This is a genomic window from Hymenobacter amundsenii (genome assembly GCF_002204745.1).
In the GTDB taxonomy this organism is placed as follows: domain Bacteria; phylum Bacteroidota; class Bacteroidia; order Cytophagales; family Hymenobacteraceae; genus Hymenobacter; species Hymenobacter amundsenii.
In genome coordinates this window covers 242,096-257,988 of the sequence record NZ_NIRR01000002.1, presented here as the reverse complement: position 1 = coordinate 257,988, position 15,893 = coordinate 242,096, and the positions used below count along the sequence as shown (strand labels likewise).

Annotated in this window: 12 protein-coding genes; 5 read left to right on the top strand and 7 right to left on the bottom strand. The window is 60.0% G+C overall.

What is annotated here, in order from left to right; translation table 11 throughout:
* Positions 1 to 213 precede the first annotated feature (213 nt).
* From CDA63_RS03165 to CDA63_RS03145, 6 genes are all read right to left on the bottom strand, one after another.
* Positions 214 to 3,681, bottom strand: coding sequence for a hypothetical protein (locus CDA63_RS03165; RefSeq protein ID WP_088462995.1), 3,468 nt, complete (start codon positions 3,679 to 3,681; stop codon positions 214 to 216).
* 33 nt (positions 3,682 to 3,714) lie between these two features.
* Positions 3,715 to 4,191: a hypothetical protein gene (locus tag CDA63_RS20285; protein WP_126546709.1), complete on the bottom strand. Its 477-nt coding sequence runs from the start codon at positions 4,189 to 4,191 to the stop codon at positions 3,715 to 3,717.
* A 216-nt stretch (positions 4,192 to 4,407) separates the two neighbouring features.
* On the bottom strand, positions 4,408 to 5,856 hold the full coding sequence (locus CDA63_RS03160) for a hypothetical protein (protein WP_088462994.1): 1,449 nt from the start codon (positions 5,854 to 5,856) through the stop codon (positions 4,408 to 4,410).
* 125 nt (positions 5,857 to 5,981) lie between these two features.
* The gene (locus CDA63_RS03155) at positions 5,982 to 6,374 is read right to left on the bottom strand and encodes a hypothetical protein (protein ID WP_088462993.1); all 393 of its coding nucleotides are present in this window, start codon (positions 6,372 to 6,374) and stop codon (positions 5,982 to 5,984) included.
* A 215-nt stretch (positions 6,375 to 6,589) separates the two neighbouring features.
* Complete coding sequence (locus CDA63_RS03150) at positions 6,590 to 7,939, bottom strand: hypothetical protein (protein WP_088462992.1); 1,350 nt, start codon at positions 7,937 to 7,939, stop codon at positions 6,590 to 6,592.
* A 130-nt stretch (positions 7,940 to 8,069) separates the two neighbouring features.
* Positions 8,070 to 9,071, bottom strand: coding sequence for a sugar phosphate nucleotidyltransferase (locus CDA63_RS03145; protein ID WP_088462991.1), 1,002 nt, complete (start codon positions 9,069 to 9,071; stop codon positions 8,070 to 8,072).
* Positions 9,072 to 9,313: 242 nt separating this feature from the next.
* Here CDA63_RS03145 and CDA63_RS03140 point away from each other — a divergent pair, with 242 nt between their 5' ends.
* From CDA63_RS03140 to CDA63_RS03130, 3 genes are all read left to right on the top strand, one after another.
* The gene (locus tag CDA63_RS03140) at positions 9,314 to 9,892 is read left to right on the top strand and encodes a LemA family protein (protein WP_088462990.1); all 579 of its coding nucleotides are present in this window, start codon (positions 9,314 to 9,316) and stop codon (positions 9,890 to 9,892) included.
* A 112-nt stretch (positions 9,893 to 10,004) separates the two neighbouring features.
* Positions 10,005 to 10,463: a TPM domain-containing protein gene (locus tag CDA63_RS03135; protein ID WP_088462989.1), complete on the top strand. Its 459-nt coding sequence runs from the start codon at positions 10,005 to 10,007 to the stop codon at positions 10,461 to 10,463.
* Positions 10,460 to 11,281, top strand: coding sequence for a TPM domain-containing protein (locus CDA63_RS03130; RefSeq protein WP_088462988.1), 822 nt, complete (start codon positions 10,460 to 10,462; stop codon positions 11,279 to 11,281). Before CDA63_RS03135 ends, CDA63_RS03130 begins: the two co-directional genes overlap by 4 nt.
* Before the next feature lie 117 nt (positions 11,282 to 11,398).
* Here the strand turns inward: CDA63_RS03130 and CDA63_RS03125 are convergent, their stop codons facing one another.
* Positions 11,399 to 11,995, bottom strand: coding sequence for a 3'-5' exonuclease (locus CDA63_RS03125; protein ID WP_126546708.1), 597 nt, complete (start codon positions 11,993 to 11,995; stop codon positions 11,399 to 11,401).
* Between the two features lie 262 nt (positions 11,996 to 12,257).
* Between CDA63_RS03125 and CDA63_RS03120 the strand changes: the two genes are divergently transcribed.
* Complete coding sequence (locus CDA63_RS03120; RefSeq protein ID WP_088462986.1) at positions 12,258 to 13,058, top strand: hypothetical protein; 801 nt, start codon at positions 12,258 to 12,260, stop codon at positions 13,056 to 13,058.
* A gap of 48 nt (positions 13,059 to 13,106) precedes the next feature.
* Positions 13,107 to 15,890, top strand: a complete 2,784-nt coding sequence (locus CDA63_RS03115) for a TonB-dependent receptor (RefSeq protein WP_088462985.1) — start codon at positions 13,107 to 13,109, stop codon at positions 15,888 to 15,890.
* Positions 15,891 to 15,893 lie beyond the last annotated feature (3 nt).

Genomic DNA, 15,893 nt, shown 5'->3' with positions numbered 1-15,893 from the left:
GGGCCATCGCCAACCGCTTCGAAAAAACGGCTTTGGCTTATTTGGCCCTTGTTACCCTTGCCGCTATCCGAATGTGGCTCTGATTGAGAACTCGCCCTAGCAGAACGAATATCAGAGGCTAGAAACTAACGGGTCGTTCTAACGAATCAACCACCCCCAACCCCTCCTTTCCAAGGAGGGGAGCTAACTTCTAGCTCTAGCACCGCTGCTGCATTACGCCTGCAACTCCCGGCTCAAATTATACAGCGCCTGCTTCAGGGGCAGGAAGAACAGGGTTTCGGGCAGGGTTTCGTCAGCGGAGAGCTGGCGCTGGAACTGGTGCAGGCCCAGGCTCAAGCTGTCCTCTATTTCACGGAGTAGGATGTCTTTTACACGCTGGCGGTCCACGTCCACGCCCACTTCGCGCAGGTAGGGCGCTACTTCGTCGCCTTCGAGCACGAGGGTGAGGTAGTCGCGCACGTTGGCCAGCACCTGGTCTTTGAGGCCGGCATCGACCTGGTTGAGCTTGAGGCGCTGCTTGTTCAGCTCCGCGCCCTCCAAGGTGCCGCTGTACTTCACCGACTGCACGTTGTCGTAGTCGGCGTGGCTGGCTTTTTCCTCGTAGAGCACGCCGCCGTTGGTGGTAGCTTCCTTGGGGTTGTCGGCCAGAATGACGCGGAAGTTGTGGGGCGGTTCGGTGCCGGTTACGGCCTGGAAAATGGCTTTCGTAATCTTCTCGATGGCCACCAACGAGTTGCCGCCAGCCAGCAGGCGCAGGTACAGGCTGCCCTTGCCCGAGAAGCAGAGGTAGCGCGGCGTTTTCAGGCCGAGGTGCTTGGTGAGCTGGGCCGTGTGGTAGATGATACTGGTGTAGTGCAGGTAGAACAGCACCCGCAGTTGCCGGCCCTTGCCCAAGCCCAGGGCCTGAGTGAAGCGCAGAGCGTCATCGTACTTAAATAGCAGGCTCGTGACGTCGGCGGAGCCGAAATCGGTGTTGCTGAGCGCCGCCCGCAGGTAGCCCTTGTACTCCTGGTTCTGCTCCGAATCGGGCAGGCTTTCCACGTGGCTCACGCCGAGGCGGAGCAGGCCATTCTGCTTGGGCGCGCCCTGCACGCGGGCGTAGCCGTCGCCCCAGAGGTCGTCGCCGGCAAAGCGGAACGAGGTGCTGTATGCCGGTTTCTGGTCGGCGAAGAGCAGCAAATCGGTGGTGCCGCCGCCGATGTCGATGTTTACCACGTTCTCGTCGCGGTTGGGCACGACCTGGTTGGTGGCGGTGAGGTAGTAGTAGGGCGCCACCGATTCGGTGAGGCAGACAGTGGGCCGGCGGGTCTTGAACACCTGCTGGAAACCTTCGTCCCAAACCTGCTGGAACTGGTTGCGCAGGAACCCGTCGAAGCTCAGCGGCGCGAACCACACCACCCGGGTGTCTTCCAGAATACCGCCGTGCAAGGCCGCCTTGTGACGCAGCAGCAGCAGAATTTCCTTGAAGAAGGCCTCGATGCGCGATACGCCCTGGGGGTCCAGCTCGGCGCTCCACTTCAGGTTGGTGATGAAGCGATTCTGGGGCAGCTCGGCGGTGGTTTCGGTATTGATGCTGAAGCCGATGTTGATGTTGCTGAGCACCTTGGCCGGCTCGTTGGCAAACGAGGTAGTTTCGCACACGGCGGTCCGAATTGGGAACTCGTAGACCGAGCCGCCCTCCCCGATAAAGCTGGGCACGAACTCGCGGTTTTGCAGCGTGGCCACATCCGAGTTCAGCTGCCCGGCCCCGAAGCGGTACCGTTGCGCGGCCGATTGCCCGGCGTCGGCCAGCGGGGCACTCAGCCACTCCACCTGCACATCGGACTCGCCGATGGTGAGCGGACGCGGGTGGGCCGAGGGCGAATCGGCGTAGGCCACGTGGGTGTTGGTGGTGCCAAAATCGACGGCGAAGGTGAAGCGGCGGGTGCCGCGGTCTAGCTCGCGCCAGCGCGGCACGAACAGGCCCCGGGCCGGCTCGGCGCCCAGCGTGGCGGGCGGACAGGTCAGCTCGGCTAGGTCGAAATGGGTGCCGGTGATTTCGTAGTAGGTGCTGCCGGCGGTGGCCACGCTTTTCTGGGTGCGCTCGTAGCGGGTGGCGCGGCGGGCGGCGCCCTGCTCCGTAATCCGCTCCCCGTTCACGAAAAACGCAAGGTCGTAGCGGCGGTTGAGCATGGTGGGCGAGTTGTCGGCATCCACCAGCATTACTTTGTAGAGGTCATTGAACTCGGGCTGGTAGCTCACCTTGTAGAAGGGGAACACGCCCACGCCCACGTTGGCCTTCACAATGCGGCCCTTCTCCAGAATCTCGCGCCCCTGGGCATCCTTGGGATTCTGGGGATTGGTATAGTAGCTGCGCTCGAAGGTGATGAAGCGACCCGCCTGCACCGGTACCCGCAACTGCACGCGCACATGGCTCAGGTCGATGGTGAAGGTGAGCAGCTCGGCCAATTCGTGTTCGGTGAAGTACTCGAAAAACGCCTGTTTCAGGGGCAGCAGGTACGGGAACCGCGCCCGTCCCTGACCGTCGGCGCCGTACTGGAACGTGACTTTGCCGGTGTGGAAACGCTGGGTATTCAGCTCGTAGGGCAGCTCCACCAGCGAATCTTCCAGCAAATCACCTACCGTGAGGTAGGGGTATTTGAAGCCTTTGCCGGGCAGCACCCGGTTTTCGAGGGCCAGCTCGTCGTGGTAAGGCACCGGCGTACGGTCGTCCCAGGGCTGGCCGTTGAGGTAGTTCGCGCCGGGCATCGTCAGGTTGGGGCGCAGCACCAACGGGCGCGGACGGCCACCCACGGCTTCGCGGGTGGGCTGAATGAACAGGTCAGAGCTGGTGACGGCCGATTGGTCGGCGCGGCCGGGCAAGGGCACGCCTTTCACGCTCACCAGGTTGCCCTGCACGTCGGTCAGGGCCGGGAAGCGGGCCGCGAACTGCTGGGCCGTCCTGTCGCCCTGCATCTGGAGCTGGTTGATTTTGGCGCGGTCGAGGCCGGCGTACACGCTGCCCGCGAACTCGCGGCGCTGGAGCTGCGGATAGGCCAGAAACAGCTCGTACACGAACTCCCGGAACTGCGGGTCGCGGTCCTGGAGCAGCACGGTCTGGTGGTCGAAGTAGTGGCCGCGGGCCTGGGGCCGCTCCAAGTCGAGGGCGCCCACGCCGGGACCGGTAAAGAGCAGCGTCAGCGGCGAGGTGCCGCCCAGCAGCCGCGTGCCGCCCGCCAGTTCCGGCGACTCGTAGTACACGAGGTACATGTCGGAGAAGTCGCGGAACCGCTCATCCTGCAGGTACAGCTGCAAGGTTTCGCCCAGCAGGCGGGTGCCTTCGCTCTGCCGCATCCGCTGGATTTCGGCCTCCGCGTTCCAACGGCGCAGCGTGATTTTGCGGCCGGCCTGGGTGTAGAGGTGGTAGTTGTAGAGCAGCTCCAGCAAGTCCCAGAAGTGGGTCGTCAGCTCGTGGTACACCGAGCCGGGGTTCTGCTGCCCCTCCCGGGCCAGGAAATCGAAGGCCGTCTCAAACAGGTGCATCCGCGCGAATGGCGTCGGGATACTCACCGCCAGATTGCGCGACTTGCCGCCCGCCGGGTCGGTCACGGTGTTGATTTCGGTGCTGGTAACGGGGGCGGTTTTCTGCCAGCCCTGCACCTGCTGGGAGCCGTTATTGTGTAAGCGAAGGACTTTGGGCATGTTGTGCGGAAGGACGTGTAGGAGGTTGGTTTTCTATTTATAGCTCTCTATTATTTTACTTATATCACGACTTGGATTGGCAAAATAATCATCCAAGCTACCATTGTCGGCTGCTCTGTCTAGTGTCTGAACAAAAACTAAATCAGCATAATTATTATGATAAACCCGAGAAATAATTTCGCTTCCATCTTTGAGTTTAAAGTTTACCATTACTTGCCAATCCCCTGGCAATCTTCCGTCACCGGCTCTATAACCAGACATTGATTTATAAGATTTAACTAATTTTCGTATCGCCGTTGTATCACGGATAATTATTGGGTCTCTAATAAGAGACATAGGGTCAGGCAAAGGATAAAGCTCAATCGCAGACACTTGATTGACTGATAAGGCTAAGAAGTTTTTTTGGCTTTGCTTTATATGAGCGCGACTATCGACCGTTTTTGAAATCATGAACCAAGTCACAAAACTTATAAAACCAAGAAGTGAAATACCAAAAAATTTCAGGCTCATATTCTATCCTATTTGACGTTCATAATTAAAGGCTAGAAAGCTAGTTCCCCTCCTTGGAAAATTCCGCGCATCAAGCGGCATGGGCTAGGGGTGGTTGATTCATTGAACGATGCGAATTGAGTCGTTCAACCAAACAACATCAGCAACGAGCCAACCACCCCAGCGTCGGCTACGCCGCCGCGTCCCCTCCTCAGCTGAGGAGGGGAGTTTTCGTTCTTACACCACCTTTACCTTCTCCTCAAACGCCTTGTCGGTCACGTTGTAGAACAGCTCGAGCAGCTTGCGGAAGCTATCGGGTTCGGCCAAGGACTTTTCGGTTTTGTTGAGATTGTCGAGCAGGTAGTTGTGGCTGAGGCCCTTGTTGAAGAAGTCGTTCCACTTCTTTTCCACCGGCTTGCCCAGAATCATGGCCCCAAAATCATCGGTCTGCAGATCGAAGGGGCGGAAGGCGCGGCGGTTCTGGGCTAGCTCCTGCAGCCACTGATCCACGCCCGAATCGGCGTTGTGCAGGAAGGTGTTCAGCTCCTTGAAAATGGGCTCGTTTCGCAGGGCGTAGTCGAGCTTGAGGTTGTCGTGGTAGGGCGCTTTGTCGGTGGGCAGGTGCTGCTTGTGGTAGCGCGTGAAGTACAGGAATTGCGTGAGCTGTTTGGCCACGATTTCCCGGGTTTCATCGGGCAGGTGGCTGAACTGGATTTCCGGCGCGTCGGAGGCCAAACCGTACTCATGGAAGTGTGGGCCGCCGGTGCGCAACTCGGCGGGCGAATAGCGCATGAAATCCACGATGCTCAGGGCCGCCAGCAACTCAATTACGTGGGCCTTGTTCTTCTGCTGGGTGCCGCCGGGCTGGTTTTCGTAGGGCGTGTCGGGCGTGTCGGCGAGGTAGTAGAGCGCGTCGAGGCCCGGCAGGTTGTGCTCGTAGTAGCTGAGCGCCGCCTTGGTTTTGGTCAGGAAGTTGTTGGAATCGATAACGGCATTGTCCTCGCTCTGGAGGGCGAAGTAGGGCATCACCGTCACGGCCCCGGTGGGAGCGTCGCGCAGGTAGCGGGCGTTGCTGAGGCGGGTGTTGGGGTCCTTGAGGTTCTTAAGCATGAGCGGGAAGCCCGCCGCGCCCGTACCCCCGAAGATGCTCGACACGAAGAACACCCGGTCGCCGTCCTGGAAGTTGTCGGCAAAAAACCGCATTTCCGGGCTTTCCACCAACTTATTCAGCACGATGCTGCCCACGTTGGGCGAGCCGCGGAAGCCGATGGTGAGCGGGCTTTCCAGGTTGTCCTGGGTGAACAGCAAATCCACCAGACCCTTGGAATCCACCGACAGGCCGTCGTAGCTCAGGTACTGGCGGAAGCTCTGGTTGATACCGCCGAAATCGAAGATGAACGTGTCCTTCACCGAGCCGTTCACATCCTGCGAAATGCCGCTCAGAGTGCTGATATCGGTCTGGAAGAAGCCTTCCTCGCGGGGGCCGAGGTGCTTGTAAATCTGCTGGTAGTTCTGAAGCAGCTGCACCGTGCGGTTCATATCGCCGTTGTGGGCGTCGGGGTCGATGATGATGGGCACCACCCGGTCGCAGTTGGGCAACTCGACGCCGGCCGCCAGCAGCATCGTGAGCGAACGAATGACTCGGGAGCCCGTGCCGCCAATGCCGAATAAGAAGAGTTTAGCCATGAATCGCAGATGTTGCAGATTAAATTGATTTCATAGATAGCTGACTTCCGATTCCTGCTTGGTCGAAAAAAACCAAAGAATGCTCTGGATCAGCGTAATCTGTCAAAATCACTTTACTCTGTGATTTAGAAAGGAGTAGTGCTGGCATTGGTGGAGCCTTTGCGCAGCAGCAGAGAGAAGACAAAGAACCAGAACATGCCCAAAATAGCGTTCCAAGTGGCCAGCCAATAGATATAGCTGTGGTCGGCGACTTGCTGAGCGTGCGCTTGCCAGATGGCAATACCGAAGGCCAGCAACGCATTCAGGGCCAGAAACAGGCCCCAGTGGCGGCCCTTGTTGAAGGTGGCCACGCCCATGGCGCGGTTGATGAGGTAGTAGAACACCACGACCAGCGCCAACGAGACAGATATGTTCAGCAGACCGATGTTGGGGAATACTACGTCGCGGTACACCGGCGTATCGGCCGGGGGTTGGGGGTTGCCAATGAGTTCGTAGAGGAAGCGGAAGAATGCTTTCATAAGGGAATGTAACGCCCGGCAACAGCCCGGCAAACCAATGAACGATGCGGCAAGAACGAAATTGCAGGGCAAAATTTTCACCCGGGCACTTAGCCAAACGACTATCGTGCCAAGTGTACGGACAGTTTAGCGGTTCCGGCGACGCCTGCGCTTCCAAATAAGAGGCGCAGCGCACACATTGCATGCACCAGCTAAGGCTCGCTGCCCGGCAAGCGTTAATTAGCTGGCTGCAATGTCATGGGCAGCTGAAACACGGTGGGCTGTTCCGCCACCGAAGCCTGCAACCCGTCGAATAAGCTACTCAGGGCAAATGTTTTAGCGGCGGGAGTACCGTCGTTTTTCGTCGTCCATTGGGCAACCCAGGCGGGGCGCTGGTTTAGTAGCTTGAGTACCAGCGGTCGGGAGGCCGGGGGCACTTTCGTAAGGCGGATTTTGGCAAAGTGCGTGAACTGGCTTTCCGGGCCGCTACTGGTCCGGGTTTGGTCGGAAGCGGCCATTACACCAAGCAACTGCGCGTCGGTGTCCACGGTTTGCAGCGTCAGGTACTGCTTCAGATAAGCCGGCTCGCGGTACTGGGCAGGCAGTTTCTGCAAATCGAGACCTACCACGAACTCCACCGGCTGCTGGGCCGAGGCCTCGCTCACGGCCACTACGCGGTAGGCGTCGGCGGCCCGCTTGCTGGCTCCAGCGTCGCCGTAGTACCAACTGCCTTTGTGCTGGTATTTATCGAGCACCGAGTAGGCGGGGCGCGGGTAAGTTACGCCAAAGTGGGCCTGCAGCGAAGCCTCCGCGTCGGCCAGCAGGGCCTGATCGAACTGCCGCACAGCATCGGCAGGGCCAACGACCCAGTAGTAATATGGGATTTCGGTATCGCAGCAGGCCGTTTTCTTGCCGGCCGCTTTCAGGGCCGGATAATACGTACCCCGGAAGCCCGACGTGAAGCCGTACACCGACACGGCCAGATCCGACTGGCTGGCGTTGCGCTGGAGTGCGTCGGTAATATCGGTTTTGATGTAAGGAATGGCCCCCGCGTTCTTGGGCGAGTAGATGAAGTCCGAAATCAGCACGTTCACGGTGCCCGGCTGGTAGTAGCGGGTCATGAGCGTATCGAGCACGGCGGGCAGCTCGGTGCTTTTAGCCGGCTGCTGAATTCCTGCCCGCACGGTGCCCGAAATCTGTTGGTAGGTATCGGCATAGGGCCGATCTTTGAGCAGGAAGAACGACTTGCGGCGGGCGGCGGGCGTGCGGTTCACTTCCGACAGAAACTGGGCTACGCGCTGCTGAAACGCGGTATTTTCGCCCCCGGCCCCCGTTTTAGGCATAAAGCCCTCCATCGAGCCCGACACTTCCAGAAACACGTTCACGGCTTGCAGCGGCGTGGTAGCAACTGCGGCCTCGGCTGTCGGCGGTGGCGGGGTCTGGTCGCCCGAAGGCAGGGCATCGGTGATATCGACGGCCGTTTCCTGCTCTTTCTTGATATCGGAGCGGGAATAGCAGCCGGGCAGCAGCAGCAGAGTCAGCCCCAGGGCGGGCAGCAGGCGGGAAGCGAAGAGGGAGTAGCGCATAGGTTTAGCGTAACGTCGATTTGTGGCTTTGGGATATTCCGGGCCCTGGAATAAGTAGCTGTCAGCTTAAGCGGAGCAGGTTGGCGGCGCAGGGCGTAAGGTGCGTCTTACCTAGGTTAGCTAACCCAAGTTAGCTATAGTCAATTTCCGTGTTGTCGCCGATGTTCAAACTGTGTTTCGTGCCCTTAAACAACGCGTCGGAGCCCACGATGCAGTCGTGCATAACGGCGGAACGCAGTTCGGAATAGGAGCCGATAATGGATTCGCTCAGAATGGTATTCTGCACGATGGTTCGGTCGCCGATGGCCACGTTGGGGCCGATAATGGAGCCCGAAATCTGGCAGTCTTTGCCGATGCTGACGGGCGGGATGATGATGGTATCGGGAAATTCGGGGTACTCGCGCCGTTTCAGGAATTCGGGGCGGTTGAGCAAGCGGGCATTGGCTTCGAGCAGGGAGCTTTTGCGGCCGCAGTCGAACCAGTTATCCACCGGTGTGCTCACCATTTCGGCCCCGTCCTCCATCATCAGCATGAGCGCGTCGGTGAGCTGAAACTCGCCGTGGGTGCGGCGGTCCTGCTCCACAATGCGCTCCAGGGCCGAGGCCAGCCAGTCGGCGTTGGCAATCTTGTAGAGGCCTACCAGGGCGAAGTTCGACTTCGGAATCCGGGGCTTCTCCACCACCTTGGTTACGCGGCCGTTAGGACCGGTTTCTACGATACCAAACAGCGCGGGCGTCTTCACTTCCTTCACGGCCAGCACGTTGCCGGGCATAGCCATCATCGCCCGTAGGTCCACGTCCACAATGGTGTCGCCGAGCAGAATCAGGACGCCATCCTGCTCGTGGCGGAACTCCTCGCGGGCCAGCCAGAGGGCGTGGGCGATGCCCTCGCGGGGCTCCTGCACCACAAACGTGGTCTTCAGGTTGGGGTACTGGCGGCGCACGTAGCTCTCTACCTTCTCGCCGAGGTAACCGATAATGAAGACGAACTCGTTCACCCCGGCCTCTACCAAGCGGTCGATGATGTGGCCGAGAATGGTGTTTCCGGCCACCGGCACCAGGGTTTTGGGCTGGGTGTGGGTGTGCGGACGTAAGCGGGAGCCGATGCCGGCTACGGGAATAACTACTTTCATGAGCAAAAATCGGGAAGCGCCGACGCGCAAAATACACATTAGCGGCGGAGCTTGCTGCCACACAACCGCCCGGCCGCGAATTCGTACTTTGCAACGCAGCTGACTAGCTTGGCTGATAACCAATGAAGTTGACTTTTGTCGGATCAGCCGGCCTTCCGGCTTTTTGGCAGAGCTTTGTTCAGGTCTGATACCCGCTCCGTTTTTCTCTCTCTCCCTTTCCCCATTTTCTTACTTACCTCCCCATGAAACGCTTTTTGCTCTACTTTGCCGGCCTCGTGCTGATGCTTTCCCAGTCGTCGTGCGGTTACAACTCGATGGTGACCAAGGACCAGGCCGTGAAGGGCCAGTGGGCCAACGTACAGAGCTCCTACCAGCGCCGCTCCGACCTGATTCCGAACCTCGTGAACACGGTAAAGGGCGCCGCCAACTTCGAGAAATCGACCCTGACCGAAGTAATTGAGGCCCGGGCCAAGGCCACGAGTGTGCAGCTCAACGCCGACCAGCTCACACCCGAGAACCTCCAGAAATTTCAGGAGGCCCAGAGCCAGGTGGGTGCCGGTTTAGGCCGGTTGCTGGCCGTGTCGGAGAACTACCCCGAGCTGAAGGCCAACGCTAACTTCCAGGAGTTGCAGGCCCAGATTGAGGGAACCGAAAACCGCATCAACGTGGAGCGCAACAAGTTCAACGGCCTTGTCAACGACTACAACGCCTACATCAAGAGCTTCCCTAACAACCTGTTCGCCGGCGTGTTCGGCTTTGCCGAGAAGCCCTACTTCGAGGCCGATGCCGCTTCGCAGAAAGCCCCGACGGTACAGTTTTAATTGAGTGTCCGGTTGCCAGTTGCGGGTTGCCAGGCAGTTTTGGAGTCCTGGGATTCCAGAACGCCCTGGCAACTCGCAACTGGCAACCGGACACTGATAACTGGCAACTAACATGACTAATCCCCTTACTCCCACACAGGAGGCGTCGCTGGTGGAAGCCATCCGGCAGGCCGAGTTACTTACGTCGGGCGAAATTCGGGTGCATCTGGAAGATACCTGCCCCTCGCCCGACCCGCTCGACCGTGCTGCTCAGGTGTTTGCCGAACTCGGCATGCACCATACGGCCCAGCGCAACGGCGTGCTGTTTTACCTGGCCTGGCAGAGCCGGCAGTTCGCCGTTATCGGCGACACGGGCATCAACTCGATGGTACCCGACGACTTTTGGGAAACGGCCAAGGAGAACGTGCTCCAGCATTTCCGCACCGAAAAATACGTACTGGGTCTGGAGCAGGGCATCCGGCTGGCTGGGGAGCAGTTACGGCGGTATTTCCCCTACGACGCTACCACCGACCAGAATGAGCTGGACGACTCGATTTCGTTCGGCGACCCGTCGTCTACCCAGCATCCATGAATCTGAATCTTCTGAACTACTTTTTACGACCGGCCGGGCGCTGGCTGCTGGCTTGCGGCCTAGTACTGCTGGCGGTATTGGCTTCGGCCCAGACCGTGCCGCCCCGGCCCAGTCCGCCCCGCCTCGTTAATGATTTAGCCGAGATGCTGAGCGCCGACGAGGTGGACCGGCTGGAGCGCAAATTGGTGGCTTACAACGATTCCACCTCCTCGCAGATTTCCGTCGTGACCGTGCCCTCGCTGGGTGACTACGACATTTTCGACTATTCGCAGAAACTGTACGAGACTTGGGGTATTGGCCAGAAAGCCAACAACAATGGTATTCTGTTGCTCATTGCCGAGCAGGAGCACAAGGCCCGCATCCATACCGGCTACGGCCTTGAAGGCGCTATTCCCGACGCGCTGGCCAAGCGCATCATCTCCAACACCATCGTGCCGGCCTTCAAGCAGGAGCGCTACTACCAGGGTCTCGATCGGGCTACCGACCAACTCATTGCCCTGGCAAAGGGCGAGTACAAGGCCGACCAGACCACCCAAACCCGCCGCCGCTCCGACGACGGCAGCGGCTCGGGCATTTCGTTCTGGGTTATTATCGCGGTGCTGGTGCTGTTCATTATCCTGCGTAACCGGGGCGGCGGCAGCGGCGGGCGGCGCAACCGCGGCTTCGGCGGCGGCATGATTCCGCCCATCATTTTCGGCGACTTCAGTGGCGGCCGCGGCACCTTCGGGGGTGGCGGCGGGGGCGGCTTCGGCGGCGGGGGTTTTGGCGGTTTCGGAGGCGGCAGCAGCGGTGGCGGCGGCGCCTCCGGCAGCTGGTAGCGACCAATAAGCGATTAGGTGAATGAGTGAGCTGTTCTGCTCATGCAAATTCAAGCAAGAAGGCCCCGACATCCACGCTGATGTCGGGCCCTTCTTGCTTGTAGGGCCTGCATCCCGTCACTCATTCACTTTATACACCGGCACCTTATAGAACGGGCGGAGCAGTTCTATCACGTCGAGGGCGTCGGCCAGGGCCTGGTGGGCCACGGTGTCGTCGGCGAAGTGGGCGCGGGCCTTGCAGATTTGCATAGTGGGTAAGCGGGTGTCTTTGCGCCAGTTGAGGTAGAAGGCGGCCGGGTCGAGCATGGCGGGCTCTGCCCGTACCAGCGTGCCGTAGCCGGGCAATTCGCGCAGGAAGCCCAGGTCGAAGGAAGCAATGTTTTTGCCGGCCATCGTCACGGCTACGCAGTCCTTTTTATCGGTTTTAAAGCCCTGGGCCAACAGAAACTCGCGCAACTGAGGTAGCAGTTCGTCGGGGCCGCAGAGTTCGGGGTTGGGCTCCTTTTGGGCCAGTTCGCGCAGCAAGCCCGCATTTAGGGCCAGCGCTCCGGCCGTGCCCACGTATTCGGGGTGGCGCACCACGCGGCGGAAGGCCGGCAGCTCGGCCAGGGGCCGCAGGTTTTTGGTGTTTTCCACCACGGCGGCTAGCTCCAGAATCTGGTGGCGGGCCGGCCAGCCGCCAGTGGTTTCGAGGTCAAGGGAAATGTAGCGCATAGGGTAGCGGTGTACGGGGCCGGCTGCGGCTGGTTTGCGGCCGCGAGGCGGCTTCATATGGGCTTCGTGCACGGAAATGAGGGGGCCGGGGCGGGCACTTCATGAAGTCTGCTTATATTCGACCCCCACAACCACGCCAGCAGCCTCCGCCGCGCTGCCTGTTCTACTATCCAGCTTCTTTGCACTATCCCGCGGCGGGCCTTTTCCTACTCTAATTTTTGCCCGGCAGCCCCAATCTGCCGGCCTGTTTCGTGGTTTCCTTATGCGGCTCAAACTGTTACTGGCCGGTCTGATGGCCGGCCCGCTATGCCTGTTGGGCGTCTGCCCCACCGTTTTGGGCCAGAGCCGGCCCTCAGCCCCTGGCACCGGCACCGGCACCGGCACCGAAATTCCGGGCAATTTTGCCACCGAAGCCCCGGCGACCGTGCTGCAGCACTACCACGCCGCTTCGCCATTGGCGGCACAGCTCTACAACGGCCCGCAGTACCTCAACTATGCCCTGCGCTACACTGAGCGGAAGGACCACCAATTTTTTCTGACTCCCGAGCTTCAGACCGGCAGCGTAGCTTACAACCAGCAGCAGTTCGACCACCTGCCACTGCGCTACGACGTGGTGCTCGACCAGGTGGTGCTGGGCCTACCGGGCAGCCCGCTGATGGTCCGGTTTGTGAACGAGAAAATGCCCCGCTTCACCATTGGCGACCACTCATTCGTGCGGCTGGTGGCCGACAGCGCGGCGGCTAGTGGCCTGAGCACTGGCTACTACGAAGTGTTGGCCGAAGGCCGGGTGCAGGTACTGGCCCGGCGGGCCAAGCGCAAGCAGGAGCGCATTGTGGGCCGCAACCTGACGGTGGAGTTCATCCCGACCGAAAAGCTGTTCGCCCGCAAAGACGGGGTTTACCACCTGCTCAACTCCAAATCGGCCGCCCTGAAGCTGTTTGCCGACCGCCAGACCGAAGTACAGGCTTACATGCGGCAAAACAAGCTGAAGCTGGGCAAGACGCAGTTTGAAAACGTGGTGGTAGCGCTGGCCAGCTACTATAATCAGCTGCCGCCCCGCTAGCCCGCCGGGCCGCCTTGTCTCTTTTCTTTTCGCAGTTTTCCGTTTGGCATGAAGCACGCTTACTTCCTGTTTTTTGTGGTGATGCTCTTGCTGCCCGGCCCGCGCAGCTACGGCCAGCAAACGGCCGAAAAAACCGTTACCGGCAATTTCGACCGGGTGCCGTTCAGCCAGTTCGTACGGGAACTGGAAATTCAGACCGATTACCGCTTCTACTACGCTGCCACGGCCCCGCCCGACAGTTTTCGGGTGAGCGTGCAGGTGCGCGAGCAACCCCTGCCAAAGGTATTGGCGCGGGTGTTCGAGAACACGCCCTACCGCTTTGCTCTCTCCCCCACCGAACACCGGGTGTTCGTGACCACTGGCGTCAGCATCGAGCCTCAGTTGCCTAACGCCTTTTTCCGGCCTGTGGGCTCGCCCCCCGAGGGCCCGGTACTGGCCGCGCCCGAAGACCTGACGCCCACCACCGCGCCCGGTCGTTCGCGCTACGTGAGCGCGGCCGAGTACAAGGTCTACGAAATCGGGACCGGAGGCGGCAGCGGGCCCGTGACGCTGGCCGGCCACATTAAGGACATCAAATCGGGCGAACCCATCATCGGGGCCACTATTTTCTCGGAGTCGCCGAGCGTAGGTACCAGCACCGACCAGTTCGGCTTCTACTCGCTCACGCTGCCGGCCGGTCGCTACGAGTTGAAAGTGCGTAGCGTAGGCAGCAAGAACACCCGCCGCCAGGTAATTCTGCGCGGCAGCGGCCGCCTCGAAATCGAGGTGGAGGAAGACATTACCACCCTGAAAGAAGTGGTGATTGAGGGCGAGAAGGACAAGAATATATCGAGCACCCAAATGGGCCTCGAAAAGCTCGACATCAAAACCATCAAGCAAGTGCCTACCGCTTTTGGCGAAGTCGATATTCTGCGGGTGGTGCTTACGCTGCCAGGCGTGAAATCGGTGGGCGAGGGCAGCACCGGCCTCAACGTGCGCGGCGGAGCCACGGATCAGAACCTGATTCTGTTCAACGACATGACCATTTACAATCCCGCGCACCTGTTCGGCTTCTTCTCCGCCTTCAACCCCGATATGCTACAGGGCGTGGAACTGTACAAGAGCGCCATTCCGGCCAAGTACGGCGGGCGGCTCTCGTCGGTGCTCGACATTACAACCCGCGAGGGCAACAAGAAGAAGTTCGGGGCCACGGGCGGCATCGGGCCGCTCACCAGCCGGCTGACCCTCGAAGGACCTATCATCAAGGATAAAAGCTCGTTTCTGATTGGGGGCCGGGCTAGCTACTCCGACTGGCTGCTACGCCGACTCGACGACCGCAAGCTCCGGCAGAGTTCGGCGGCCTTCTCCGACCTAAGCGCCCATATCAGCCACCAGTTCAACGACAAAAACTCGGTGTACGCCACCGGCTACCTAAGCTCCGACCGGTTCCGGCTGGCTTCTGACACCACCTACCACTACCTCAACCAAGCGGCCAGCTTCAAGTGGCGGCACAACGTCAGCAACCAACTCTACGGTGTGCTCACGGGCGCGTTCAGCCACTACGATTACGACATTACCAGCGAGGGCAACGAAGTGAATTCGTCGCGGCTCAAGTACGCCATCAGCCAGACCAGCCTACGGGCCGATTTCAGCTACTTCCCCAACCCCAAACACGCAGTCGACTTCGGCGTCAGCTCGCTGCTCTACAACGTGTCGCCGGGCAGCCTAGAGCCGCTCAGCGCGGCCTCGCTGATAACACCCAACATCCTCGACCGCGAGCAGGCCCTGGAAAGCGCCGTGTACGTGTCGGATAAGATTGACGTGACCCAGCGGCTGTCGGTGGCAGTGGGGCTGCGCTACTCGCTCTACAACGCCCTCGGGCCGCGCAGCTACTACCGTTACGCCCCGGGCGAGGCCCGCTCGGAAAGCACGATTATAGATACCGTTAGCGCCGGGGCCGGCAAGGTGCTGGCCACCTACCACGGCCCCGAGTACCGGGTGTCGGCCCGCTACTCGCTCTCCGATAACTCGTCGGTGAAGTTCAGCTATAACCGCACCCGCCAGTACATCAGCCAGCTCACCAACACGGCCTCTGTGTCGCCGGCCGACACCTGGAAGCTGAGTGACGCCAACATCCGACCCCAGATCGGCGACCAGGTGTCGGTAGGCTACTACCGCAACTTTAAGTCGAACACCATCGAAACGTCGGTCGAGACCTACTACAAGTCGTTGCGCGACTTCGTCGACTACAAGGGCGGGGCGGTATTGCTGCTCAATAAGCGCATCGAAACCGACATTATAAATGCCGAGGGCAAGGCCTACGGTGTGGAGGTGATGGTGAAGAAGCTGACCGGCAAAATCAACGGCTGGATCAGCTACACCTACGCCCGTTCGCTGGTGCGGGTGAATGCCGGCACCCCCGCCGACCAGATCAATGGCGGGCAGTATTATGCCAGCAACTTCGATAAACCCCACGACGTGACGCTGATTGGCAACTACCGTTTCAGCCGCCGCTTCAGCACCTCGCTCAACTTCAACTACAGCACCGGCCGGCCCATTACGCTGCCCATCGCCAAATACTACGCCGGCAACTCGCTGCGCGTGCTTTACTCCGACCGCAATGCCTACCGGGTGCCCGATTACATGCGCGCCGATCTGGCCTTCAACATCGAGGGCAACCACAAAGTGAACAAGCTGGCCCACAGCTCCGTGACGCTGGGCGTGTATAACCTGACCGGCCGCCAGAACCCGTATTCGATCTATTTCAAGTCGGAAAACGGCCAGATCAAGGGCTACAAGCTCTCGATTTTCGGGCGCCCGATTCCGACGGCTACCTACAACTTCAAGTTTTAAAAG

Excerpts from the sequence above, each read along its gene's own strand:
- CDA63_RS03125 (WP_126546708.1), bottom strand. The coding sequence starts at position 11,995 with ATGCGCTACATTTCCCTTGACCTCGAAACCACTGGCGGCTGGCCGGCC.
- CDA63_RS03145 (WP_088462991.1), bottom strand. The coding sequence starts at position 9,071 with ATGAAAGTAGTTATTCCCGTAGCCGGCATCGGCTCCCGCTTACGTCCG.
- CDA63_RS03155 (WP_088462993.1), bottom strand. The coding sequence starts at position 6,374 with ATGAAAGCATTCTTCCGCTTCCTCTACGAACTCATTGGCAACCCCCAA.
- CDA63_RS03115 (WP_088462985.1), top strand. The coding sequence starts at position 13,107 with ATGAAGCACGCTTACTTCCTGTTTTTTGTGGTGATGCTCTTGCTGCCC.
- CDA63_RS03150 (WP_088462992.1), bottom strand. The coding sequence starts at position 7,939 with ATGCGCTACTCCCTCTTCGCTTCCCGCCTGCTGCCCGCCCTGGGGCTG.
- CDA63_RS03165 (WP_088462995.1), bottom strand. The coding sequence starts at position 3,681 with ATGCCCAAAGTCCTTCGCTTACACAATAACGGCTCCCAGCAGGTGCAG.
- CDA63_RS03160 (WP_088462994.1), bottom strand. The coding sequence starts at position 5,856 with ATGGCTAAACTCTTCTTATTCGGCATTGGCGGCACGGGCTCCCGAGTC.
- CDA63_RS20285 (WP_126546709.1), bottom strand. The coding sequence starts at position 4,191 with ATGAGCCTGAAATTTTTTGGTATTTCACTTCTTGGTTTTATAAGTTTT.
- CDA63_RS03135 (WP_088462989.1), top strand. The coding sequence starts at position 10,005 with ATGACTAATCCCCTTACTCCCACACAGGAGGCGTCGCTGGTGGAAGCC.
- CDA63_RS03140 (WP_088462990.1), top strand. The coding sequence starts at position 9,314 with ATGAAACGCTTTTTGCTCTACTTTGCCGGCCTCGTGCTGATGCTTTCC.
- CDA63_RS03130 (WP_088462988.1), top strand. The coding sequence starts at position 10,460 with ATGAATCTGAATCTTCTGAACTACTTTTTACGACCGGCCGGGCGCTGG.
- CDA63_RS03120 (WP_088462986.1), top strand. The coding sequence starts at position 12,258 with ATGCGGCTCAAACTGTTACTGGCCGGTCTGATGGCCGGCCCGCTATGC.